Annotated in this window: 21 protein-coding genes and 1 pseudogene; 12 read left to right on the top strand and 10 right to left on the bottom strand. The window is 72.2% G+C overall.

Annotation, left to right across the window (positions count from 1 at the left end):
* Positions 1-49: 49 nt before the first annotated feature.
* Positions 50-337: a hypothetical protein gene (locus C8250_RS15875; RefSeq protein ID WP_138357678.1), complete on the bottom strand. Its 288-nt coding sequence runs from the start codon at positions 335-337 to the stop codon at positions 50-52.
* 83 nt (positions 338-420) lie between these two features.
* On the opposite strand from C8250_RS15875, the gene C8250_RS15870 reads away from it, so the two are divergent.
* Both C8250_RS15870 and C8250_RS15865 read left to right on the top strand, forming a co-directional pair.
* A complete protein-coding gene (locus C8250_RS15870) occupies positions 421-1,200 on the top strand; it encodes a maleylpyruvate isomerase family mycothiol-dependent enzyme (RefSeq protein WP_138357677.1) in 780 nt (259 codons plus the stop codon).
* Between the two features lie 117 nt (positions 1,201-1,317).
* Complete coding sequence (locus C8250_RS15865) at positions 1,318-1,863, top strand: hypothetical protein (RefSeq protein ID WP_138357676.1); 546 nt, start codon at positions 1,318-1,320, stop codon at positions 1,861-1,863.
* Positions 1,864-1,869: 6 nt separating this feature from the next.
* Here C8250_RS15865 and C8250_RS15860 read toward each other — a convergent pair whose 3' ends face one another.
* The 4 genes from C8250_RS15860 to C8250_RS15845 form a co-directional block, all read right to left on the bottom strand.
* Positions 1,870-2,880 (bottom strand): LLM class F420-dependent oxidoreductase, encoded by a 1,011-nt coding sequence (locus C8250_RS15860; protein ID WP_138357675.1) that lies wholly within the window; start codon positions 2,878-2,880, stop codon positions 1,870-1,872.
* Positions 2,881-3,049: 169 nt separating this feature from the next.
* Positions 3,050-3,967, bottom strand: coding sequence for a DUF5336 domain-containing protein (locus C8250_RS15855; protein ID WP_138357674.1), 918 nt, complete (start codon positions 3,965-3,967; stop codon positions 3,050-3,052).
* 176 nt (positions 3,968-4,143) lie between these two features.
* Entirely contained in the window at positions 4,144-5,145 is a 1,002-nt protein-coding gene (locus C8250_RS15850) for an N-acetylmuramoyl-L-alanine amidase (RefSeq protein WP_307811509.1), read from the bottom strand.
* Positions 5,146-5,212: 67 nt separating this feature from the next.
* Positions 5,213-5,860, bottom strand: a complete 648-nt coding sequence (locus C8250_RS15845; protein WP_187144860.1) for a class I SAM-dependent methyltransferase — start codon at positions 5,858-5,860, stop codon at positions 5,213-5,215.
* Between the two features lie 617 nt (positions 5,861-6,477).
* On the opposite strand from C8250_RS15845, the gene C8250_RS15840 reads away from it, so the two are divergent.
* From C8250_RS15840 to C8250_RS15825, 4 genes are all read left to right on the top strand, one after another.
* Positions 6,478-8,604: an acyl-CoA dehydrogenase gene (locus tag C8250_RS15840; protein ID WP_138357856.1), complete on the top strand. Its 2,127-nt coding sequence runs from the start codon at positions 6,478-6,480 to the stop codon at positions 8,602-8,604.
* Between the two features lie 34 nt (positions 8,605-8,638).
* Entirely contained in the window at positions 8,639-9,841 is a 1,203-nt protein-coding gene (locus C8250_RS15835; RefSeq protein ID WP_138357855.1) for a lipid-transfer protein, read from the top strand.
* Positions 9,842-10,037: 196 nt separating this feature from the next.
* Entirely contained in the window at positions 10,038-10,988 is a 951-nt protein-coding gene (locus tag C8250_RS15830; protein WP_138357854.1) for a hydrolase, read from the top strand.
* 81 nt (positions 10,989-11,069) lie between these two features.
* Positions 11,070-12,512 carry an MFS transporter gene (locus C8250_RS15825; protein ID WP_138357853.1) on the top strand — a complete coding sequence of 481 codons (1,443 nt, stop codon included), beginning with the start codon at positions 11,070-11,072 and terminating at the stop codon, positions 12,510-12,512.
* Between the two features lie 15 nt (positions 12,513-12,527).
* On the opposite strand, the gene C8250_RS15820 is transcribed toward C8250_RS15825, so the two are convergent.
* The 3 genes and pseudogenes from C8250_RS15820 to C8250_RS15810 all read right to left on the bottom strand — a co-directional run.
* Positions 12,528-13,142 (bottom strand): response regulator transcription factor, encoded by a 615-nt coding sequence (locus C8250_RS15820; protein WP_138357852.1) that lies wholly within the window; start codon positions 13,140-13,142, stop codon positions 12,528-12,530.
* Entirely contained in the window at positions 13,139-14,257 is a 1,119-nt protein-coding gene (locus C8250_RS15815; protein ID WP_232485472.1) for a sensor histidine kinase, read from the bottom strand. Before C8250_RS15815 ends, C8250_RS15820 begins: the two co-directional genes overlap by 4 nt.
* Before the next feature lie 179 nt (positions 14,258-14,436).
* A pseudogene (locus tag C8250_RS15810) lies at positions 14,437-14,640 on the bottom strand (ATP-binding cassette domain-containing protein); the annotation flags it as partial.
* Positions 14,641-14,974: 334 nt separating this feature from the next.
* Here C8250_RS15810 and C8250_RS15805 point away from each other — a divergent pair.
* The 3 genes from C8250_RS15805 (at position 14,975) to C8250_RS15795 (ending at position 17,974) form a co-directional block, all read left to right on the top strand.
* On the top strand, positions 14,975-15,829 hold the full coding sequence (locus C8250_RS15805; RefSeq protein WP_138357850.1) for a MaoC/PaaZ C-terminal domain-containing protein: 855 nt from the start codon (positions 14,975-14,977) through the stop codon (positions 15,827-15,829).
* A 71-nt stretch (positions 15,830-15,900) separates the two neighbouring features.
* Positions 15,901-16,977: a Zn-dependent alcohol dehydrogenase gene (locus C8250_RS15800; protein ID WP_138357849.1), complete on the top strand. Its 1,077-nt coding sequence runs from the start codon at positions 15,901-15,903 to the stop codon at positions 16,975-16,977.
* A 49-nt stretch (positions 16,978-17,026) separates the two neighbouring features.
* A complete protein-coding gene (locus C8250_RS15795) occupies positions 17,027-17,974 on the top strand; it encodes a 3-oxoacyl-ACP reductase (protein WP_138357848.1) in 948 nt (315 codons plus the stop codon).
* A 114-nt stretch (positions 17,975-18,088) separates the two neighbouring features.
* Here the strand turns inward: C8250_RS15795 and C8250_RS44475 are convergent, their stop codons facing one another.
* Both C8250_RS44475 and C8250_RS15790 read right to left on the bottom strand, forming a co-directional pair.
* Positions 18,089-18,223, bottom strand: a complete 135-nt coding sequence (locus tag C8250_RS44475) for a hypothetical protein (RefSeq protein WP_269287941.1) — start codon at positions 18,221-18,223, stop codon at positions 18,089-18,091.
* Between the two features lie 164 nt (positions 18,224-18,387).
* Positions 18,388-19,617 (bottom strand): hypothetical protein, encoded by a 1,230-nt coding sequence (locus C8250_RS15790; protein WP_138357847.1) that lies wholly within the window; start codon positions 19,615-19,617, stop codon positions 18,388-18,390.
* Between the two features lie 337 nt (positions 19,618-19,954).
* Here C8250_RS15790 and C8250_RS15785 point away from each other — a divergent pair, with 337 nt between their 5' ends.
* From C8250_RS15785 to C8250_RS15775, 3 genes are read left to right on the top strand one after another with little or no spacing between them, the layout of a single operon-like run.
* Positions 19,955-20,902: a Nif3-like dinuclear metal center hexameric protein gene (locus tag C8250_RS15785; RefSeq protein ID WP_138357846.1), complete on the top strand. Its 948-nt coding sequence runs from the start codon at positions 19,955-19,957 to the stop codon at positions 20,900-20,902.
* Positions 20,899-21,642, top strand: a complete 744-nt coding sequence (locus C8250_RS15780; protein ID WP_138357857.1) for a C4-type zinc ribbon domain-containing protein — start codon at positions 20,899-20,901, stop codon at positions 21,640-21,642. Before C8250_RS15785 ends, C8250_RS15780 begins: the two co-directional genes overlap by 4 nt.
* Positions 21,642-22,877, top strand: a complete 1,236-nt coding sequence (locus C8250_RS15775) for a bifunctional RNase H/acid phosphatase (protein ID WP_138357845.1) — start codon at positions 21,642-21,644, stop codon at positions 22,875-22,877. The genes C8250_RS15780 and C8250_RS15775 overlap by 1 nt, the downstream gene beginning before the upstream one ends.
* Positions 22,878-22,885: the final 8 nt, after the last annotated feature.

Here is a 22,885-nt window from a genome sequence, read left to right as displayed (position 1 = left end):
CCGGGCCCTGGCGGCCTGCCGTTCGGCCGGTTTCTTCCGTGCTGCCGGATCAGGCCCGATTGACCCGGCCGGCCACGGCATGGCCGATGACCAGGTAGACCACGGCCGGAAGGCCGTAGTTCAGCACGGTGCGGAGTTTGTCCGAATCCATGGTGAACAGGTCGAGGGACCAGCCCGCGAGCCAATTCGCCGAATTGTGGATCCAGTTGACCAGGTCGTTGGCCTTGTTGGCGTCGAGCAGATACATGAGTATCCACAGGATCAGGATCAGGGCCGCGACATCTGCGACGATCAGAATGATCGCCGCTGCGGGATTGCCTCGGTAGCGTCTGGACATAGCCCTCGCCTTGCCCCGTTAGGCTGGTTGAAACTGCTGGTGGAAAATCCTTTCGATATGAAGTAGACGAGGGATGGCGGCGCATGGCCTGGCTGGAGCACGAGGCGTACTGCACGGCGATCGTCGAGGAGACCGCCCGGCTGCGTGACACACTCCGCGGTTCCGACCCCGGCGCCAAGGTGCCGACCTGCCCGGGCTGGACCCTGCACGAACTGGCGGCCCACGTCGGCCAGGCGCACCGCTGGGCGGAGACGATCGTCGGCACCAGGGCCGAGAAGTACCTCCCCGAGAACCAGGTGCCGGACTACGAGGCACCCGCCGGCGAGAAGCTCGACAGCTGGCTGGCCGAGGGCGCCGAGCGGTTCGCCGCCACGCTGCGCGAGTCCGGCCCCGAACTGCCGGTCTGGACCTGGGCGCGGCCGCAGCAAGCCGGCTTCTGGGCCCGCCGGATGGTCCTGGAGACCCTGGTGCACCGGGCGGACGCCGCGCTGGCCACCTGGAGCGAGTACCACGCGCCGGCCGAGCTGGCCGCCGACGCGATCGACGAGTGGCTGGAGATCATCACCGATCCGTTCGCCGTCGAGCAGACCCCGGAGCTCGCGGAACTGCGCGGCCACGGACAGACCCTGCACCTGCACGCCACCGACAGCCCGGCCGGACTGGTCGCCGAATGGGTGATCGAACGCGGCCCGGAATCCGTCACCTGGCGGCGCGAGCACGCCAAGGGCGACGTGGCGCTGCGCGCTCCCCTCACCGACCTGCTGCTCGCCTTCTACCGGCGGCTGCCGCTGGACAGCGACCGCGTGCAGGTGCTCGGCGACCGCGAGCTGCTGGACCACTGGCTGGCCCGTACGGCGTTCTGAACGGCCCGGACGGCCGCCGATGATCCGTGCGGCGGTTCCGGCGGCCCGAGTGGCGGGGGTGTGCCGGCCGGGTGATCCTGCGAGGACGTGTGCCCCGTACGTCCTCGGAGGTCGACCGTGCCGAACGGCATCCCCTTGCGCCGCCTGCTGACCGCGCTGCTGCTCTGCGGCGCGCTCCTCACCGCGACGACCGCGTGCAACGACAAGGCGAAGACCGAGGTGTCCGGCAGCCCGACGGCCTCGACCACGGCCGAGAAGCAGAAGCTCGCCAAGACCCGCTTCGTCGCGAACGCCGGGCTCGCGGCGGGCGCCACCTATCAGTGGATCATCAAGCCGTACCGCGCCGGGACGTTCAAGAAGGGCGCGGACGGCCGGACGTTCGCGCTGGTCAAGGCGGGTCTGGCCGGGGCGTTCGCCTACAACCGGCTCAAGGCCGCGGCGGACAACGCCAAGGGCGACCCCACGCTCTCCAAGCTGGTGGCCCCGCTGACCGCCGGCATCGACGCCCTCAAGGACCTGCCCAGCAAGCTGCGCAAGGGCGATTCGACGGACGACGTGGTCAGCACGTTCCAGAAGACGATCGACGGGGTGAAGGAGGCGGGCAAGCAGGCGGGCGCCGAGGTCAAGGACCAGATCCCGTCGGCAGGTCAGCTAGGGGGCTAGGTTCCGCTAGCTGTTCAACTCGGCGAGCACACGCAGCGTGTCCGGATCGGGCGCGGTCACCAGCAGGTCGGTGACCGGCCCCGACCGCCACAGCTCCAGCCGCTCCGCGATCCGCTCCCGCGGCCCGACCAGCGAGATCTCGTCGGCGAAGGCATCCGGGACGGCCAGCACCGCCTCCTCCCGGCGCCCGTCCAGGAAGAGCCGCTGGATGTGCCGCGCCTCCTCCTCGTACCCCATCCGGGCCATCAGGTCGGCATGGAAGTTCTTCGCCTGGGCGCCCATCCCGCCGATGTAGAAGCCGAGCATCGCCTTGACCGGCAGCAGCCCCTCGGCCACGTCGTCGCACACCTGGGCCCGTACCAGGGGCGCGACCATGAAGTCCTTGGGAGCCTCGGCCAGCGACAGCTCATAGACATCGGTACGCATCGGCGACCAGTACAGCGGCATCCAGCCGTCCGCGATGCGGGTCGTCTGGGCGATGTTCTTCGGACCCTCGGCGCCGAGCAGGATCGGCAGATCGGCCCGGAGCGGATGGGTGATCGGCTTGAGCGCCTTGCCGAGCCCCGTACCGTCCTCGCCGGAGTACGGATGACTGTGGAACCGCCCTGCGAGCTCGACCGGCCCCTCCCGCCGGAAGACCTGCCGCAGAACGTCCACGTACTCGCGGGTCGCGGTCAACGGGCTCTTCGGGAACGGCCGCCCGTACCACCCCTCGACCACCTGCGGCCCGGACAGCCCGAGCCCCAGCATCATCCGGCCACCGGAGAGATGGTCCAGGGTGAGCGCGTGCATCGCGGTGGCGGTGGGGGAGCGGGCAGCCATCTGCGCGATGCCCGTCCCCAGCTTGATCCGCGACGTGTGCGCCGCGATCCAGGTCAGCGGAGTGAAAGCGTCCGACCCCCACGCCTCGGCGGTCCACACGGAGTCGTACCCGAGGCGCTCGGCCTCCTGCGCGAGTTCCACATCACGCGCACGGGGCCCACGCCCCCAATAGCCGAGTGCCAGCCCGAGCCTCATGGCGCCGCCCCTTCACCCCATCTGACGATGCGTCAGATCAGGACTGTACGGCACGGACAGGGACGGCGAAAGACGCGTGAGCCCCCACCCGGAATCCGGGCGGGGGCTCACAAAGCACGACGAGGGACGGCCACCTCGCATCCGCAGATGCTGCCGTCAGCCGTGAACGTCAGCCGCGCTGAATACCGCTCGTGTCCTGCAGCACGCCACGCCGGCCGTCCTGGGTCTGCGCGATCAGCGCCGCACCCCGCTGCTCCACCGCCAGGTACCACGTACCCGGCGCCAGCTCGGCGATCGGCGTCGGCGAACCGTCCTCCGCGAACAGCGGACGCGGCACCGGCACCGCGAACCAGAACGCCGTGAAGTCCGAGGAACCGGACTGCGGCGGCTGGCCCTGCGCCGGCTGCTGGGACTGCGGAGCCGGGGCGGGAGCCGGGGCCTGGCCGCCGAAGGCGTGCGGCTGGGGCTGCGGCTGTCCGCCGAACGACGGGTCGGGCGCCGGAGCACCGGGGTAGCCGTAGCCACCCGGCTGCGGCATACCCGGCTGCGGCATGCCCGGCTGGCCAAGACCCGGCTGCGGCGCACCGTAGGGCGCGCCACCGTACGGCTGCGGCTGCTTCGGGGCGCCCATGAGCGGGGCCTGCAGCGCCGGAATGCGGGACGACAGCACGGCGACGACCGCGAGCGCGATGCCGAAGACGAGCGTCAGCCAAGCGCCGACGCCCTTGCTGACGCCGTCGTTGTTGGCGCCGCCACCGAGGTCCGGGATGACGGTGGAGAACGCCGACCACAGCGCCGACCAGCCGACGAAGACCGCCAGCGCGGTGCCCCACTGCTCCAGGGTCAGCCCAACCACCTGACGGCCCGCGGGCACCATCGCCCGGCCGGCGACGATCAGGCCCGCGGCCGCCAGCGCGGCGAGGGTCACGGTCGGCAGCAGCGGGAACAGTGCCGCGCTCCATGTGCTGACCGTCTTGTCGGAGCCTGCGCTATCGAAGGAGAAGAACGGCAGGAACGAAGCGATCAGCAGCAGCGCCGCTGCTCCGATCACCGCGCCGTCTCCTCGGGACAGGGAGCGGATGTTCACGTAAGGTCCTTTGTCGGTCTCGGTGTCTTCGTCGCTGTCGCCGGTACGCGCAGCGCTCTCTGCCAGTTCAGGGGCGAGGCGCGGGGAGTGGCCCCCTATCGTAAGGGTGTGGTCCGCAAGCGGTGAGCCGGGTGCGGCAACTGGTGCGCAATCGGCGCCGAATGGCTACCGGTTGGTCACCTCTTCCCTTGGAGGAATGCCGTAATACCGTCAGCGATGCCCTCCGCCGCACGCTGCCGCCACTTCGGATCGGTGAACTTCGCCGCGTCCTGCGCGTCCCGCATGTTGCCGCACTCGATGAGCACTTTGGGGACGGTCGAGAGATTGAGCCCGCCCAGATCGCTGCGGGCCATCAGCCCCGTGCCGTCCGCCAGATAGTTCGCGGGTGCCGAGCCCGTGTCGGTCGCGAAGTGCGACTTCAGTGCCGCACCGAGCAGACCGGACGGCGCCACGATGGGCCGGGTGTCGGCGGCCCCCGCGTGCAGGGACGCCGGGGTGATCACATGGAATCCGCGATTCCCCGCCGCCGAGCCGTCCCCGTGAACGGAGACGGCCGCATCCGCGTGCGCCTCGTTGCCGATCCGCGCCCGCTCGTCGATGCACGGTCCGAACGACCGGTCGCCGTCCTGCGTCAGCCGCACCTTCGCCCCGCGCTCGGCGAGCAGGGTGCGGACCCGCCGGGAGACATCGAGGCTGAACGATGCTTCGGCGTATCCACTGTTGGTGGACGTGCCGGTCGTGTCGCATTCCTTGCGAGTCGTCCCGATATCGACGAGCCGGTTGATGTCCGCGGTGTGGTTGACGTTGTTCGTGTTGTGCCCCGGGTCGATGACGACGGTCTTCCCGCTGAGCGGGAGTGCGGCGGCCGGGGCGGCGGGCGTCCCCTTCGTGGGGGACGTACCGAACGCCTTCCGCTGCGGATCCGTCGACGACGGTTGCCCCGACGTCCCTGACGTCCGCGACGTCGGGGACCCGGCCTTGCCGTCCGTCTGCTCGCTCGGGTCCGCCAGGGCCGACGTCGACGGCAGGGGCAGCACCCGCTGGGCCCCGTCGTCGCCGCCCGGCCCGTGCATCGACTGGTACACGAGCCAGCCCGCGAAGCAGGTGGGCACCAACGCGGCCACGGAAATGACCACGGCGCCGGTCCTGCCGCTCATCCTCGACTCGTCGCTGAACACGCTTCCGATGCTATCGGCCGCCGGCGGCGGCCGTCCCGGATCCCCGTTTCGGGTCCCCGTCTCCGTCTCAGATCCCGGTGCCGGTGCGCCGCAGGACGCGCAGCGAACGCGTCACGGACACCTCCGTGAATGCTCCGGAGTCCAGCGCCCGCCGGTACACCCGGTACGGCGCCTGGCCGCCGTCCGCCGGGTCCGGGAACACGTCGTGCACGACGAGCACGCCGTCCGGCGCCACGTGCGGGGCCCAGCCCTCGTAGTCCGCGGTGGCGTGCTCGTCGGTGTGACCGCCGTCGATGAAGACCAGGGCGAGGGGCTTGCCCCAGGTCGCGGCGACCCGGGGGGAGCGGCCGGCGATGGCGATGACGTCGTCCTCGAAGCCGGCCGCGTGCAGGGTCCTTCGGAAGGTCGGCAGGGTGTCCATCAGGCCGACCTCGGGGTCGACGAGGTCCTTGTCGTGGTACTCCCAGCCGGGCTGCTGCTCTTCGCTGCCGCGGTGGTGGTCGACGGTGACGGCCACGGTGCGGGCCGCTCGGGCCGCGTCGGCGAGCAGGATGGTGGAGCGACCGCAGTACGTCCCCACTTCGAGGAGGGGCAGCCCGGGGAGGCGCGCGGCGGCGTCGGTGGCGGCGTCGTGGAGCGCGAGCCCTTCGTCGAGCGGCATGAACCCCTTGGCGGCCTCGAAGGCGGCTTGGACGCGGGGGTCGGGGTGGGCCATGAGCTGCCGCCTTCGGGTAGGTGTTCGGTCGCGTCCGGGCATCCTGCCAGGTGGGTTGGGGGGTGCGGGGGCCGGGTCCTCCGGGGGAGGGGTCCGGAATCGTATATTTACGGTCCCCCAACCTTCGGCCGGGGGTGCCCCAGCGGCTCACAAATAGCTCGGCAGCATTTCGAACCCCTCCCCTGCGGCCCCGTCCCCCTCCCGTCCAGGCGGCGGGGGTGGCTGCCCCTGCCTTCCCATCGGCGGGCCGCGAACCCCCGGCGGGGGACGGGGGGGGGGCGAACGCGCGCAGGCGCAGGGCCTGCTCGTTGCCGACGCCTGGCGCCCCCCGCCGGTCAGGCGGAAGGGGCGGGCGGGTGGGGGAAAGCCCGCCGCAGGCGCAGGCGAAAGCCGCGGGCGCTGACGTACCGGCCCCCCCGCCGGAGGCGGCGCGGCCGCCGCAGGCGCAGCGGTGTCGCGGGGTGCCAACCCTGCCGGTAGGCAAGAGGGCGGGTGGGTGGGCGAAAGCCCGCCGCAGGCGCAACGGTGCCGCGGGTGGGCTTCCGGCTGAACCTCGCCGGAGGCGAAGCCGTTTCTGACCTTCCGTCAGAATGGAACACGTTCTAGTATCCGTCCGCATGGGCATCGGAATCACCGAAGAGCACCACGAGTTGGCGGCAGCCACCCGCGGGTGGGCGGGGCGTGCTGTTCCCCCCGAAGCCGTGCGCGCAGCGCTGGAGGTGGGCCCGGGCGCGGGGGCGCCCGTGTGGTGGGGGGAGGTGGCCGCGCAGGGGTTGTCGGGGGTGCATCTGCCGGAGGAGTTCGGCGGGGGCGGCGGCGGGCTGCTGGATCTGGCGGTCGTGCTGGAGGAGCTCGGGGCGGTCTGTCTGCCGGGGCCGTTCCTGCCCACCGTGCTGGCGGCAGCCGTACTGGCGCGGGCCGCGGAGGGCAAGGCGCTGCTGCCCGGGCTGGCGGACGGCAGCAGGATCGCGGCGGTCGCGCTGGGCGCGGGGTCGATGACGGCCGAGCCGTCGGAGGGCGGCGGGTACGTACTGGACGGCACCGCTCCGCCGGTGCTCGGCGGGGCGGAGGCCGGGCTGATCCTGCTGCGGGCCGGTGCGGTGTGGATGGCGGTGGACGCCGCGGCGCTGGACGTGCGGGAGAAACCCGGTGCCGATCCGACGCGGCGCACCGCCGAGGTGGTCGCGCGGCGGGTGGTGGTGCCGCCCGAGCGGGTGCTGGGGATCGAGCCCGGGTCGGTGGAGGATCTCGCCCGGGTGCTGTTCGCCGCCGAGGCGTGCGGGATCGCGGGCTGGGCGCTGCGTACGGCCACCGAGTACGCGAAGGTGCGTGAGCAGTTCGGGCGGCCCATCGGGCAGTTCCAGGCGGTGAAGCACGCGTGTGCGGAGATGCTCGTACGGGTCGAGCAGGCGCGGGCGCTGACCTGGGACGCGGCGCGTGACGTACTGCCGCTGACGGCCGCGATGGCGGCGGCCGCCGCGGTCGAGGCGGCCTTCGGCTGCGCCAAGGACTGCATCCAGATCCTGGGCGGCATCGGCTTCACCTGGGAGCACGACGCGCATCTGTATCTGCGGCGGGCCACCGCCGTGCGGCAGTTGCTCGGGGCGGGGCACACCTACCGGCTGCGGGTGGCGGAGCTGGCGGAGGAGGGGGTCCGGCGGGAGCTGCGGCTCGATCTGCCCGAGGAGGCGGAGACCTACCGGGAGCGGGCGCGGGCGGTGGTGGCGGCAGCCGCGGGGCTCGATCCGGCCGCGGCGCGCGAGGCGCTGGCTCCCACCGGGTACGCGGCGCCGTATCTGCCGGCGCCGTACGGGCTGGGCGCCGGGCCCGTGCAGCAGTTGGCGGTGCAGCTGGAGCTGCGGGCGGCCGGGGTGAAGGTGAGCGATCTGGGGATCGCCACCTGGGTGGTGCCGTCCCTGATCGCGCACGGCAGCCAGGAGCAGCGGGACCGCTATGTGCCGCGCACGCTGCGCGGCGAGGCGCTGTGGTGCCAGCTGTTCTCGGAGCCGGGCGCGGGGTCCGACCTGGCGTCGCTGCGGACCCGGGCGGAGCGGCTGCCGGACGGCCGGTGGAAGGTCAACGGGCAGAAGGTGTGGACGTCGGCCGCCCAGTGGTCGGACTTCGGGATCCTGCTGGCCAGGACGGATCCGGCGGCGCCCAAGCACAAGGGCCTGACGTACTTCGTGGTGGACATGAAGAACACGCCCGGTATCGACATCCGGCCGCTGAAGGAGATCACCGGCGACTCGTTGTTCAACGAGGTGTACTTCGACGATGTCGTGCTGCCCGGCGACGCGGTCGTCGGGGAGGTGGACGGCGGCTGGCGGGTGGCCCGCAACACGCTCGGCAACGAGCGGGTGCACATGGCGGACCAGGTGGCCTTCGACACCGGTCTCGAGGCGCTGATCGGGCGGGCCGGCGGGGCGGGCGAGGTGGTGCGCGACCGGCTCGGCGGGCTGCTCGTCGAGGCGCACGCGCTGGCCTGCATCGGCCTGCGGACCACGTTGCAGCAGGTCTCGGGCCTGGAGCCGGGCGCCGGTGCCTCGGTGCGCAAGCTCGTCCAGACCCCGCACCAGCAGCGCATCGCCGAGCTGGCGCTGGAACTGCTCGGCCCGGAGGGCGTCACGGACGAACGCGCCCTGCACGGATTCCTGATGGCGCGCTGCCTGACCATCGCGGGCGGTACCACGCAGGTGCAGCTCAATGTCGTCGCCGAGCGGATCCTCGGCCTCCCCCGTGACTGAACCCGTGACTGAACCCGTGACTGAAGGAGAACGCATGACCAGCAAGGTCTTCGTCGTCGGCGTCGGCATGACGAAGTTCGAGAAGCCCGAGACCCGTGACTGGCAGTACTGGGACATGGCGAAGGAGGCGGGGACCGCGGCCCTTGCCGACGCCGGGATTCCGTACGACCTCGTGGAACAGGTGCCGGTCGGGTACTGCTACCAGGCGTCCACGGCGGGCCAGCGGGCGGTGTACGAGCTGGGGCTCAGCGGGGTGCCGGTCTACAACGTCAACAACAACTGCGCCACGGGTTCCACCGCGCTGATGATGGCCCGGCAGTTCGTGGCGGGCGGTCTCAACGACTGCGTGCTGGCGCTCGGCTTCGAGAAGATGACCAAGGGCGCGCTGGGTGCCGGTTCCAGCGGCGGTGACTTCGCGACCTCGCCGGTCGCCCGGCACTACGGGGTGATGGCGGCGAAGCACGGCTTCGAGATGACCCCGCCGACCGCCCAGATCTTCGGCAACGCCGCGCGGGAGCACATGGAGCGCTACGGCACGACGGCGGAGCAACTGGCGGGGGTCGGCGCGAAGAACCACGGGCACTCGGCGAACAACCCCAACGCCCAGTTCCAGGACGTGTACACCGTCGAGGAGATCCTGGCCGCCAGGACCATCCACTCCCCGCTGACCAAGCTGCAGTGCTCGCCGACCTCGGACGGCGCGGCCGCCGCGGTGGTGGTCTCGGAGCGCTTCGTGCGCGAGCACGGGCTGGAGGACCGGGCCGTGGAGATCGCCGGCCAGGCGATGACCACGGACACCGGCGAGAGCTTCTCGTCGGGCTCGTGCATCGATGTGGTGGGCAAGCCGATGTCGCGGGCGGCGGCGCACGCGGTCTACGAGGAGTCCGGGCTGGGGATCGAGGATGTCGACGTCATCGAGCTCCATGACTGCTTCTCCATCAACGAGTTGCTGACGTACGAGGCGCTCGGCATGTGCGGCGAGGGGGAGTCCGGCAAGCTCATCGGCGACGGGGCCACCACGTACGGCGGGCGCTGGGTCGTCAATCCGTCCGGCGGTCTGATCTCGAAGGGCCATCCGCTCGGCGCCACCGGGCTGGCCCAGGCCGCCGAACTGGTCTGGCAGCTGCGGGGCGAGGCGGGACCGCGGCAGGTCGAAGGGGCCCGGGCCGGCCTCGCGCACAACATCGGGCTGGGCGGCGCCGCGGTCGTCACCCTGCTGCGGCGGCCCGCCGGCTGACCGTTCCGGGTGCCGTCGCGGGTGCGGTCGGCGGGTGCGGTCGGATGCGCGGATGGGGCGCGTGGGGCCGTTGTTGGGGGCGATCGTGGCATGTACCGTTCAATGGTGCGTTGCCCGGTCGTTCCCCACACGACGTTCTACGCGCGCAGACTTGGCGACCGCACGACCTCTCCCACCCCCCACGGAGGTACGCCGGATGCTTGTACGCAGCAGTTCCCGACGCCGCATCACCAGCGCTCTCGCCGTTCTCGGCGCCCTCGTCGCGGGCACCGCCGTCCAGACGGCGACCGCGCACGGCGCCCACGCGGCCACCCCCCACCGCGTCCTGTTCGACAACGCCCACGCCGAGACGGCCGGCAACGCCGACTGGATCATCGGCACCAGCCAGCCCGACCCGCTGGGCCAGAACTCCGCGCCCAAGACCGACAAGGACTGGACCGGCGCCCTCTCGTCCTGGGGCGTGGCGCTCCAGAAGACCGGTGGCTACTCCCTCAAGACGCTGCCGTCGGGCGGGAGGATCACCTACGGGACGTCCGCCGCGACGGACCTGGCGAACTTCGACACCTTCGTGCTGCCGGAGCCCAACATCCTGCTCACCGCGGCGGAGAAGACCGCGGTGATGACCTTCGTGAAGAACGGTGGCGGGCTCTTCCTGATCTCGGACCACAACGGTTCCGACCGCAACAACGACGGTGCCGACTCGCCCAAGATCATCAACGATCTGATGTCCAACAACACCGTCGACAGCACCGACCCGTTCGGCTTCTCCGTCGACAAGCTCAGCATCAGCTCCGACCACCCGGCGGCGATCAACGACAGCGCCAACCCGGTGCTCAACGGAACCTTCGGCAAGGTGACCAAGAGCCTGATCGCCAGCGGCACCACCTTCACGCTCAAGCCGTCCGACAACCCCGCCGTCAAGGGCCTGCTCTGGCGCACCGGTTACAGCCCCACCGGCACCACCGGAGCCTTCTTCGCCACCAGTACCTTCGGCAGCGGCCGGGTCGCGGTCTGGGGCGACAGCTCCCCGATCGACGACGGCACCGGCCAGTCCGGCAACACCCTCTACGACGGCTGGAACGACTCCACCGCCACCAACGCGGCCCTGGCCCTGAACGCCACCGCGTGGCTCTCCCGGGCCAGCTGACCGGCTGACCGGCAGCCGCCCCGGGCCTGAGCCGCGCAAACCCGGTGCGCGAACGGCGGCCGGGAGGGGACCATGGCCGACATGAGTGAACTGGCTGAACGGAAATGGCAGTCGAGCCGCCGACAGCGGGCCGCCGCGCCCGCCTGGGCGGTGCTCGCGGCCGTCTGCGCCGGGCAGTTCCTCGTCGTGCTGGACGTCTCGGTGGTGAATGTCGCGCTGCCGTCCATACGGACCGGCCTCGGACTCCACGAGGCCGGTCTGCAATGGGTGATCAACGCCTACGCGCTGACGTTCGCGGGATTCCTGCTGCTCGGCGGCCGGGCCGCCGATCTCTTCGGCAGAAAGCGGGTCTTCCTCGCCGGGCTGCTGCTGTTCGCGGTGGCGAGCCTGGCGGGCGGGATCGCCACCGCACCGTGGCTGCTGATCGCGGCCCGCGCGGTGCAGGGCGTCGGGGCGGCCCTGCTGTCACCGACCACCCTCACGATTCTCACCGCCGCCTTCCCACCCGGTCCGGCCAGGACCCGCGCCATCGGCACCTGGAGCGCGGTCGGCGCGGCCGGCGGCGCCTCGGGCGGGCTGATCGGGGGGCTGCTCACCAACTACCTGTCCTGGCGCTGGGTGTTGCTGGTGAACGTGCCGATCGGCGTCCTCGTGCTGATCGCCGCGGTGCTGTGGCTGCCGGAGAGCCGCGGCGGCACCGTCCGCCGGCTCGACGTGCCCGGCGCGGTGCTCGTGACGGCGGGCATGGCCACCCTCGCGTACGGCATCGCGCAGACCGAATCGCACGGCTGGACCACTCCTGACTCGCTCGTACCGCTGCTCGGCGGACTGGCGGTGCTGGCCGGATTCCTCGCGGTGCAGGCGCGGACCCGGGAACCGCTGATGCCGCTCGGGCTGTTCCGGATCCGCTCGGTCTCGTCCGCCAACTCCGTGCTGCTGGTGACCAGCGCCGGATCGTTCGCGATGTGGTACTTCCTGACCCTCTCCATGCAGAACGTGCTGCACTACAGCCCGTTGCGCGCCGGGCTGTGCTTTCTGCCGCACACCCTGTCGATCATCCTCGGCTCGAAGCTCGCCCCCCGGCTGATGGGCCGGTGGGGTGTCAGAACGGTCGGCGCGCTGGGCGGCGTTCTCATGGCGGGCGGCATGGTGTGGCAGTCCCGGCTGACGCCCGACGGCACGTTCGCCGGAACGATCCTGGCGCCCGGCATCATGATGGCGCTCGGCGGCGGACTGCTGCTGACCCCCGTCGCGACCGCGGCCACCACCGGCGCCGACCCCTCCGACCAGGGCCTGGTCTCCGGTCTGCTCAACACCTCCCGCACCCTCGGCGGGGCGCTCGGCCTGACCGTCCTCGCGACCGTCGCCGCGTCGCACACCGGCTCCCGCACCGCCGCAGGCGACTCCGCGGAACAGGCCCTCGCCTCGGGTTACAGCTCGGCGTTCCTGGTCGCCTCGGGGGTGGTGCTGGTCGGCACCCTCATGATCGTCCTGCTGCCGGCCGGTGCCCGCCGCGCCGGCTGACAACGACCGAGGGGGCTACAGCCAGCCGTTCTGGCGGGCCGAGCGGACGGCCTCCATGCGGTTGCGGGTGCCGGTCTTGCCGATGGCCGAGGAGAGGTAGTTGCGGACGGTGGACTCCGAGAGGTGGAGTTTGCCCGCGATGTCGGAGACGGTCGCTCCGTCGGCGGCCGCGTTGAGCACATCCTGCTCCCGGGCCGTGAGCGGGCTCGGGCCGGCGCTCAGGGCGGCTGCCGCGAGGGCCGGGTCGACGACGCGTTCGCCGGCCAGGACACGGCGGATGGCGCCCGCGAGGTCCTCGACCGGTCCGTCCTTGACCAGGAAGCCGGCGGCGCCCGCCTCCATCGCGCGGCGCAGATATCCCGGACGGCCGAAGGTGGTGAGTATCAGCACCTGGCAGGACGGCAGTTGCTTGCGCAGGTCGGCGGCGGCGTCGAGGCCGCTGCGGCCGGGGAGTTCGATGTCGAGCAGCGCGATGTCCGGCCGGGCGGCGAGCGCCGCCTCGACGATCAGGTCGCCGGCCGCCACCTGGGCGACGACCTCGATGTCGTCCTCCAGGTCCAGGAGGAGCGCCAGCGCGCCCCGCATCATGCCCTGGTCCTCGGCGAGCAGTACCCGGATCGGGTCGGTCATGCGGCGTTTTCCTCCTCGACGGGCAGTTCCGCGGTCACCTGGAAGCCGCGGCGCTGCGCCGGGCCCGAGTCCAGGGAGCCGCCGGCCGCGGCGAGCCGTTCCGACAGGCCCTTGAGGCCGGTGCCGATGCGGTGCGCCGTGGTGGTGGCAGCCGTCGCCGAGCTTACGCCGGAGCCGTTGTCGGTGATCGTCAGGCGGGCTCTTCCGCCGGCGGAGCGCAGCTCGATCTCGCACGAGGAAGCGCCGCTGTGCCGTACGACGTTGGTGACGCCCTCGCGGACCACCCAGCCCAGCAGGGCCTCGGCCTGCGGGGGCAGCGGCGGCCCGGATTCCAGCACGACGACCTCGATGTCGGAGGCGGACAGCGCGGACCGGGCCCGGTCCAGCTCGGTGGCCAGGCTGCCCTCGCGGTAGCCGGTGACGGCCTCGCGGATCTCGGTGAGGGCCTGCCGGCCGACCGCCTCGATGTCGGCGACCTGGGTGAGCGCGGCGTCCATGTCGCGCGGCGCGAGCCGGCGGGCGGCCTCGGACTTGACCACGATGACGGAGAGCGTGTGCCCGAGCAGATCGTGCAGATCGCGGGAGAAGCGCATCCGCTCCTCCGCCACCGCGCTGCGCGCCAGCTCCTGGCGGGTGGCCTTGAGCATGCGGACGGCGTCGAAGAGGGTGAGGATCACCGAGACGACCAGGCCGGACAGGAAGGTGCCGTAGGAGAGGGTGGCGGTGTTCCAGAAGGTCTCGTGGTGCACCATCCCCGCGATGATCCCGGCCGAGGCGCTGAGTCCGATCAGCACGATGCCGAGCCGGCGGCCGCGGGCGCTGACCCCGCACGCCAGCGACAGCAGCGGGAAGAGCAGCAGCCAGTTGCCCCCGTAGCCGAGGGTGAGGGCGAGGGTGCCGGCGGCCTGGGCGATCAGCAGCCGCACCGGTACCGGGCCGCCCCTGAAGCGGTCGCTGAAACCGGCGCGGACGGCGCAGACGTAGAGGACGCAGAACGCGGCGAGACCGGGACCGGCCAGCCAGGGGAACGCCACCTGGCCCGTGGCCACGTCGACGGCGGGTCCGCTGGCCATCAGCAGCCAGGGGATGAGCGACCCGCCGTCCGGGCCCTTCATCCGGTCGATCTCCTCGCCGAAGTCCCGGGGCGCGTTCCCACCGCAGTCACCCCGCCCGCCGAAGGCCCGCCGCCCCCACATGTCGACCATGTCCGTTCCACTCCCCGTCCCGCCTGCACCGCGTCGATCAGCCCACATCATGCGGTACGCGCCCCCCGGCGGTAAGAGAGGACCGCGTATCCGCCGAACAGCCGCACCTCGCCGGCGTCCGGCGCGTCCAGCCCCAGCAGCAGGCCGATCGCGGTGGATTTCCCGGCCCCGTTGCGGCCCAGCAGGGCCACGGCCTCACCGCGCCGGATATCCAGGTCGATCCCGTACACGGCGCGGACGCCGCCGAAGGCCTTGACCGCCCCGGAGAACCGCACCGCGGGCTCGCTCGCCATGGTTGTCGTCATGCCGTAGACGGTACGGAGAGCGCCCCTGACCTCGGCAGAGGGGAATGTACGGGGTCGGCCGGGACTAATGTCACCGGTGGTGTGATCTGATGGTGCGTCAGCTATTCACAGGCCCAGGGCGATGCGTTATACATGAGCCACTGCTAGAACACGTTCTAGCAGTCCGTGATCGACCCCGGCGCGGCCGACGGTGCGGACAGTCGCGCCGGGGTCCTCCAAGACACGCGGGCACCGCCGTCGGCGCCCGCCGGCCCGTATCCGGCGCCCGCCCGCGCCGGTCAGCGCCTGTCCCTGTCCCCACGGCGAAGGAGCCAGCCGGACCATGCCCATCGACGTCGCGAAGGCCACCGCGGCCGAGCCCCGCACCACCGACCTCGCCTGGGACCACAAGGACGTCCTGCTCTACCACCTGGGCGTGGGCGCGGGCCGGCCCGCCACCGATCCCGACGAGCTGCGCTACACGCTGGAGAGCAGACTGCAGGTCCTGCCCAGCTTCGTGACCGTCGCGGGCGGCAGCCTCGCCGCCGCGGGCGGGCTCAGCGCGCCCGGGATCGACGTGAACCTCGCCGCCGTGCTGCACGGCGGCCAGCGCATCGAACTGCACCGCCCGATCCCGGTCACCGGGGAGGCCGTGCAGACCAGCCGGATCGCCGCTGTGTACGACAAGGGCAAGGCGGCCGTCATCGTGCTGCGCTCCGAAGTCGCCGACGACGAGGGGCCGTTGTGGGCGGCCGACACCCAGATCTTCGTCCGCGGCGAGGGCGGCTTCGGCGGCGACCGCGGCCCCACCGTCCGGACCGAGGCGCCCGGCCGGGAGCCGGACCGCACCGCCGAGATCACCACCCGCGAGGACCAGGCGCTGCTCTACCGGCTTTCCGGCGACTGGAACCCGCTGCACGCGGACCCCGAGTTCGCCAAGGTCGCCGGCTTCGACAAGCCGATCCTGCACGGTCTGTGCTCGTACGGGATCGTCCTCAAGGCCGTCGTCGACACGATGCTCGACGGCGATGTGGCGCGGGTCCGCGCCTACTCCACCCGCTTCGCCGGGATCTTCTTCCCCGGCGAGACGCTGCGCGTGCGGATGTGGCGCGAGGACGGCCGCATCCAGGTGTCGGCGACCTCGGCCGACCGGGACGACGCACCGGTCCTCGCGGACACGGTCGTCGAACACGCGTAACTCCGCCGGCGCACCACCGCACCACCCGCAGGACCCCGCACCATTCCGCACCTCGCGAAGGGAGCCGCCCCGTGCGCGCAGCAATCCAGCAGGAGATAGGCCAGGACAAGCTCGAAGTCGTCGACGACATCGAGGCGGTGGGGTTCGGACCCGGCAAGGTGCGGATCCGCATCCGGGCGACCGGACTGTGTCACTCCGACCTCTCGGCGATGAGCGGCGTGCTGCCGCAGCCCGCGCCGTTCGTGCCCGGCCACGAAGGCGCCGGCGAGATCATCGAGGTCGGCGAAGGCGTCACCAACGTCAAGGCGGGCGACCGCGTGCTGGTCTGCTGGCTGCCGGCCTGCGGCGCCTGTGCGTCCTGCAAGCGCGGCCAGACCCAGCTGTGCATCGCCGGCTTCCTCAACGCCGGCACCCCCAACTACAAGCGCCCCGGCGGCGATGTCTTCGGCTTCGCCGGCACCGGCACCTTCGCCGAGGAGGTCGTCGTCGACGCGTTGTGCGCCGTCCCGATTCCGGACGACGTGCCGTACGAGATCGCCGCGCTGATCGGCTGCGGCGTCACCACCGGCATCGGCGCCGCCATCAACACCGCCAAGGTGGAGGCCGGTTCCTCGGTCGCCGTCATCGGCTGCGGCGGGGTCGGCATCAGCGTCATCCAGGGCGCGCGGGCGCTCGGCGCCGCCGAGATCGTCGCCATCGACCCGGTCGAGAGCCGGCGCGAGGCGGCCCTGCGGTTCGGCGCCACCGAGGGCATCGCCCCCGGCGGGCTCGCCGACGCCAAGAACCGCATCACCGCGGGCGAGGGCTTCGACTACGTCTTCGAGGTCGTCGGCAAGTCCGCCACCGCCCGCACCGCGTACGAGAACACCCGCCGCGGCGGCACCCTGTGCATCGTCGGTGCGGGCGCCATGGACGACAACCTGCAGATCAACATGTTCGAGCTGTTCTTCGACGAGAAGCGCATCCTGCCGTCGCTCTACGGCGGCGGCGACGTGCTGCGCTCCTACGAGCGCGTCATCAAGCTCTGGCGCGCCGGCCGCATCGACCTGGAGGGCCTGATCACCCACCGGGTGCGGCTGGAGGAGATCAACGACGCGATCGACCAGATGCGGACCGGCGAGGCGCTGCGCACCTGCATCACCATCTGATCCGTCCGAACCCGCACCTGTCGCTGTAGATGTAGCTGAGAGGACCAGGATGTCTGTGCACGGGCAGCAACTGTCGGGTCTGGCCGCGATCGTCACCGGGGCCGGGCGCGGCCTCGGGCGCGCCGAGGCCCTGGAGTTGGGACGGCTCGGCGCGAGTGTCGTCGTCAACGACTTCGGGCAGCCGGGCCGGGACGGCTCCGGCGCGGCGTCCGCCACCCCGGCGGAGGAGGTCGCGGCCGAGATCGTCGCGGCGGGCGGGCAGGCCGTCGCCCACCACGGCGACGTGGCCGACTTCGAGGAGGCCCGCGGGCTGGTCCAGCTCGCCGTCGACACCTACGGAAAGCTCGACATCCTGGTCAACAACGCGGGCATCCTCCGCGACCGGATGATCTTCTCCATGTCGGAGGCGGAGTGGGACGCGGTGATCCACGTCCATCTCAAGGGCCACTTCAACACGACCCACTTCGCGGCCGTCCACTGGCGGGAACGCTCCAAGGCGGCGGGCGGCCCGGTCTACGGCCGGGTCGTCAACACCTCCTCCGAGGCGTTCCTCGCCGGCTCGGCCGGGCAGCCCAACTACGCCGCCGCCAAGGGCGGCATCGTCGGGCTCACCACCTCCACGGCGCTCGCGCTCGGCAAGTACGGAGTCACCGCCAACGCGATCTGCCCGCGGGCCCGCACCCGGATGACGGAGGACGTCTTCGCGGGCTTCCTGGAGGTGGAGGAGGGTCTCGACCCGCTCGCCCCCGAGCATGTCTCACCGCTCGTCGGCTACCTCGCCTCACCCGCGGCCGCGCGCGCCAACGGCCAGCTCTTCGTGGTGCACGGCGGCATGGTCGCGGTCATCGACCGCCCCCGCGTCGCCGCCAAGTTCGACACCGCCAAGGACGTCTTCAGCCACGACGAACTCGACGGCCTGCTGACCCCGTACTACGCGGACCGCGACCCGAACCACACGTTCGCGGCCACGGAAGTGCTGGGCCTCAAGCACGAGTAGCCCTGAGCACGAGTAGTCCTGAGCACGAGTACTCCTGACCACGAGTAGTCCTGCTGCTTGGGCCGGCCGGCCCACGAGACCCAGGGGTCCCGTCAGCCGGCCGGTCCTTCAGTCCTAGTCCTTGCTTCCCGCGGGGCGCCGGTGGCGGCCGTGCGGGTCGCCGTCGCTGTCGTGCGGCGAAGCGGTACCGCGGTGCCGACCCCCGGCGTTGTCGTGACTCTCGCCGGAGTCGGACGTGGATTCGGACATGGAACGTCTCCCCGATGAATGGCGTGCCGGTTTGCGCTTGAAGCGGCCGAATATCCCCAACCCGGCCTGTGGGTACGCCCGTTGGTCACCCTCGGTGCCCGAGGGGTCCGGATCCGTAGCCCCCGGCGAGTGTAGTCGGCGGCCGTGTCCGGTGATCATCGGGGTTACCGTGCCCGCGCCGGGTCGAGCGGGGCCTGCTGGAGGGGGAGCACGGACATCGGCCTCGGCTCGTCCCCCGCAGGCCCGTCGACCGTGGCGGCACCCTCGACGGCCGCCCGTGCGGCACCCGTGACGGCCGCCCGTGCGGCACCCGTGACGGCCGCCCGTGCGGCACCCGTGACGGCCGCCCGTGCGGCACCCGTGACGGCCGCCACGGGAGCCGCGGCCGGCGCCTCGTACTCGCTCAGCCCGAACGGCCAGCGCTCGCAGGCGTACGGCAGCCGCAGGGAGCCGCGCGCCGACCACAGCCCGGTGCCCGCGAGCCAGCCCTCGGGAGCGGTGAGCCACGTCACCGTCCGTTCGCCCGGCCGCCAGACCACGGGCGCGGCCCCGTCCGGCCCCTCGGCGCGCAGCGCCACCGCCGCCCCCTCCGGCATCAGTATCTGACCGGACTGCGCGGCGAACGGCGTGAGGACCGTGTCGGCCATCCGCAGCGCCTCCGGGAAGCGCACCGGACGCCGGCTGCCCAGCACGCCCCAGCCGAGCCGGTCGGTGCCGGGTGCGTCGCTGCGCAGCATGAGCAGCCCGCTGTCGGGCTCGGCGAGCAGGACCCGGTCGTTGCTGTCCTCGGCGATCTGCAGCAGCGGGGTCACCTCGCCCTGCCGCAGATCGACGGCGACGGCCTTGGTGCGGCCGCCGTCCGGGCCGACGCGGTCGAGGGCGAGCATCCGGCCGGCACGGTCCAGCCAGACGCCGCCGGTGCAGCGGCCCCGCACGGTGGCGAGCAGCTGCGGCCCGCCGCTGTGGTTGCCGCCGCCGCTGCCGCAGACCAGCCACACCTGGGTGGCGCCTTCGGTGGGGGCGAGCGCGAAGGCCGCTCCGGCGACCGGCGGCAGCAGCCGTACTTCCTCGCCCTCCAGGGACTTGAGGGAACCGAGCGGCAGTTCGCCGGTGCCAGGCCCCGTCGGGTAGAGCAGCGCGAGGTCGAAGCGGTCGGCGACGCGGCGGCGGATGAGCACCCGCCCGTCGGGCAGCGGCAGCACTTCGGTGCCGGGTTCCTCCGGCTGGTTGCCGGGCAGCGGGACGGTGTACGGCTCGGGGCCGGCCAGCGTCCAGCGCTCGGGGTACCAGCCCCCTTCACCCGACTCGGTGAGGCAGGCCGCGTACGAGCCGTCGGACGCGATCGTGAACCCCGCCCGCAACACCGTGGCCTTTTCGATGGCACAAGCCGTCATGTGTTGGTTCACCTCCGGAGGACGACGCTAGTTTTCGCACTTCCGGACGATCAGCGCGAGTCGGTGCAGTTCACACGTAAGGGTGGCGGTTCTTCCGTTTGCCCAAGGATCGGACGCACGTTGTGATCCGTGACCGGAACCACATCTTCCGGACTTGGCGGGCGTCGCACAGCGGAGCAAGAGGAAAGGCTCGCCTTACCCGCGTCCGCGACGAGCCGGCAGCCCGTCCGGTACCTGACCGGTACCTGCCCGGCACGTGTCCGGTACTCGTCCGGTACCGGTCCCCTGGCCGCCCGCGATTCCGGTCGGCGCGGGGGAGGGCGGTAACCTTCCTCCCGTGCCCTCACTGTCCGACGTCATCGCCGCGCTCGAAACCCTCTGGCCCCCTCACCAGGCCGAGGAGTGGGATGCCGTGGGCCTGGTCTGTGGTGATCCCGACGCGGAGGTCACGCGGGTGCTGTTCGCCGTCGACCCCGTCCAGGAGGTCGCCGACGAGGCCGTCCGGATCGGCGCCGACCTGCTGGTCACCCACCATCCGCTGTACCTGCGCGGTACGACGACGGTCGCGGCCACCGGCTTCAAGGGCCGGGTCGTGCACACGCTGATCAAGAACGATGTGGCCCTGCACGTCGCGCACACCAACGCCGACCGCGCCGACCCCGGAGTCTCCGACGCCCTCGCCGGCGCCGTCGGGCTGCGGATCACCGGGCCCCTCGTACCGGACGCGACCGATCCGTCCGGCCGCCGCGGCCTCGGCCGGATCGGCGAGCTGGACATCCCGCTCACGCTGGCCGAATTCGCCGCCCGGGCCGCCCGCGGTCTGCCGCGCACCGCGGCCGGGCTGCGCGTGGCCGGGGACCCGGAGCAGCTGGTCCGTACCGTCGCGGTCTGCGGCGGCTCGGGCGACGGCCTCTTCGGCGACGTCCGCGCGGCGGGCGTCGACGTCTACCTCACCGCGGACCTCCGCCACCACCCGGCCTCCGAGGCCCAGCAGCAGGGACTTCTCTCGGACGGTAGGCCCGCGCTGGTCGATGCCGCACACTGGGCAACCGAGTGGCCGTGGTGCGAGCAGGCCGCGGGCCAGCTCGACGAGATCTCGGACCGGCACGGCTGGGCCCTGCGGACGTATGTGTCGCACCAGGTCACCGACCCGTGGACGGCCCACGCCCCGGCCCCGGAAGCTCTGTCCAGCACCTCTTCCACCCGCTCTTCCCGCCAGTCGCCCGAAGCCATCCTTCCAACGAGCGCCTCGCGCCCGCAGTCTCACCCAGGAGCCCCCCGCTGAACGCCGCCCCCGCCGACCAGATCCGCCTCCTCGAAGTCCAGGCGCTCGACTCGCGTATCCAGCAGCTGGACCACAAGCGGCACCACCTTCCCGAGCACGCCGAGCTCGACCGTCTGAACGCCGACCTCACCCAGCTGCGCGACCTGCTCGTCGCCGCGCAGACCGAGGAGAGCGACACCGCCCGCGAGCAGACCAAGTCCGAGCAGGACGTGGACCAGGTGCGCCAGCGCGCCGCCCGCGACCAGCAGCGGCTCGACTCCGGCGCGGCGGCCTCCCCGAAGGACCTGGAGAACCTGCAGCGCGAGATCGTCTCGCTCGCCAAGCGGCAGAGCGACCTCGAGGACGTCGTCCTGGAGGTCATGGAGCGCCGCGAGACCATGCAGGAGCGGGTCAAGGAGCTCTCCCTCCGGCTGGAGTCCGTGCAGGCCAAGGCCGTTGAGGCCGAGACTCGCAGGTCCGCCGCGCTCAAGGAGCTCGACGCCGAGGGCTCCAAGGCGGTCAAGGAGCGCGAGATCGTCGCCGGCGCCGTGCCGGCCGACCTCCTGAAGCTCTACGACAAGCTGCGCTCCCAGCAGGGTGGCGTCGGCGCCGCCCGGCTCTACCAGAAGCGCTGCGAGGGCTGCCGTCTGGAGCTCAACATCACCGAACTGGGCGAGGTGCGGGCGGCTCCCGCCGACACCGTCGTCCGCTGCGAGAACTGCATGCGCATCCTGGTCCGCACCGCGGACTCCGGCCTCTGATGGCTCGTGGTTTCGTCGTCGAGGCCGACGGCGGGTCCCGGGGCAACCCGGGCCCCGCGGGCTACGGCGCCGTGGTCCTCGACCCGGCCACCGGTGAGACGCTCGCCGAGGCCGCCGAGTACATCGGCCACGCCACGAACAACGTCGCCGAGTACCGGGGTCTGATCGCGGGGCTGCGGGCCGCCAAGGCCCTGGATCCCGAGGCCTCGGTCCGGGTCCGGATGGACTCCAAGCTCGTCGTCGAGCAGATGTCAGGGCGCTGGAAGATCAAGCACCCGGACATGCGCCCGCTCGCCGCCGAGGCCAAGTCCGTGCTGCCGGCCGGCCAGGTGACGTACGAGTGGATCCCGCGCGAGAAGAACAAGCACGCGGACCGGCTCGCGAACGAGGCGATGGACGCGGGCAGGAAGGGCCGGCAGTGGGAGCCCGGGGCGCCCATCGTGCGCAGCGAACTCGGGCTGGGCGGCGGCGTCGGGATCTCGGCCCAGGGGTCGGATCCGGGGTCGGCGCACGGGTCTGGTTCGGGTTCGGCCGGGGCTTCGGCTCAGGGGTCGGTTCAGGACGCGCTGCCGGAGACCGCTCCGACCGTGGGCTGGTTGGCCGCCGCCGATCTCGGGACGCCCACCACCTTCGTCCTGCTCCGGCACGGCGAGACCGCGCTCACGCCCGAGAAGCGGTTCTCGGGCAGCGGCGGCACCGACCCCGACCTGTCGGAGGCGGGCCGCCGGCAGGCCCAGCAGGCCGCGATCTCGTTCGCGGCCCGGGGCACCGTGCAGGCGATCGTCAGCTCACCGCTGGCCCGCTGCCGGCAGACCGCGGAAGCCGTCGCGAGCCGCCTCGGCCTCGAGGTACGGATCGACGAGGGCCTGCGCGAGACCGACTTCGGGGTCTTCGAGGGGCTCACCTTCGGGGAGGTGCGGGAGCGGTATCCGGCCGAACTGGACGATTGGCTGGCATCGGCCAAGACCGCCCCGCCGGGCGGGGAGAGCTTCGCGGCGGTCGCCCGCCGCGTGTCGCTGTCCCGCGACAAGCTCCTCGCGCGCTACGCCGGGAAGACGGTGCTGCTCGTCACGCATGTCACCCCGGTCAAGACGCTGGTCCGGCTCGCGCTGGGCGCGCCGCCCGAGTCCCTGTTCCGCATGGAGCTCTCGGCGGCGTCCGTGTCGGAGGTGGCGTACTACGCCGACGGCAACGCCTCGCTGCGCCTGCTGAACGACACGTCGCACCTGAGGTAGTCCGCGGG

This window comes from Streptomyces sp. So13.3 (genome assembly GCF_005860785.2).
In the GTDB taxonomy this organism is placed as follows: domain Bacteria; phylum Actinomycetota; class Actinomycetes; order Streptomycetales; family Streptomycetaceae; genus Actinacidiphila; species Actinacidiphila fildesensis.
The sequence above is the reverse complement of the archived record's forward strand: the minus strand, read 5'-3'. Positions and strand labels throughout refer to the sequence as shown.

Coding starts and splice junctions, on each gene's coding strand:
- C8250_RS15875 (WP_138357678.1), bottom strand. CDS start 337: ATGTCCAGACGCTACCGAGGCAATCCCGCAGCGGCGATCATTCTGATC.
- C8250_RS15870 (WP_138357677.1), top strand. CDS start 421: ATGGCCTGGCTGGAGCACGAGGCGTACTGCACGGCGATCGTCGAGGAG.
- C8250_RS15860 (WP_138357675.1), bottom strand. CDS start 2,880: ATGAGGCTCGGGCTGGCACTCGGCTATTGGGGGCGTGGGCCCCGTGCG.
- C8250_RS15845 (WP_187144860.1), bottom strand. CDS start 5,860: ATGGCCCACCCCGACCCCCGCGTCCAAGCCGCCTTCGAGGCCGCCAAG.
- C8250_RS15840 (WP_138357856.1), top strand. CDS start 6,478: ATGGGCATCGGAATCACCGAAGAGCACCACGAGTTGGCGGCAGCCACC.
- C8250_RS15835 (WP_138357855.1), top strand. CDS start 8,639: ATGACCAGCAAGGTCTTCGTCGTCGGCGTCGGCATGACGAAGTTCGAG.
- C8250_RS15830 (WP_138357854.1), top strand. CDS start 10,038: ATGCTTGTACGCAGCAGTTCCCGACGCCGCATCACCAGCGCTCTCGCC.
- C8250_RS15825 (WP_138357853.1), top strand. CDS start 11,070: ATGAGTGAACTGGCTGAACGGAAATGGCAGTCGAGCCGCCGACAGCGG.
- C8250_RS15820 (WP_138357852.1), bottom strand. CDS start 13,142: ATGACCGACCCGATCCGGGTACTGCTCGCCGAGGACCAGGGCATGATG.
- C8250_RS15815 (WP_232485472.1), bottom strand. CDS start 14,257: ATGAAGGGCCCGGACGGCGGGTCGCTCATCCCCTGGCTGCTGATGGCC.
- C8250_RS15805 (WP_138357850.1), top strand. CDS start 14,975: ATGCCCATCGACGTCGCGAAGGCCACCGCGGCCGAGCCCCGCACCACC.
- C8250_RS15795 (WP_138357848.1), top strand. CDS start 17,027: ATGTCTGTGCACGGGCAGCAACTGTCGGGTCTGGCCGCGATCGTCACC.
- C8250_RS44475 (WP_269287941.1), bottom strand. CDS start 18,223: ATGTCCGAATCCACGTCCGACTCCGGCGAGAGTCACGACAACGCCGGG.
- C8250_RS15790 (WP_138357847.1), bottom strand. CDS start 19,617: ATGACGGCTTGTGCCATCGAAAAGGCCACGGTGTTGCGGGCGGGGTTC.
- C8250_RS15775 (WP_138357845.1), top strand. CDS start 21,642: ATGGCTCGTGGTTTCGTCGTCGAGGCCGACGGCGGGTCCCGGGGCAAC.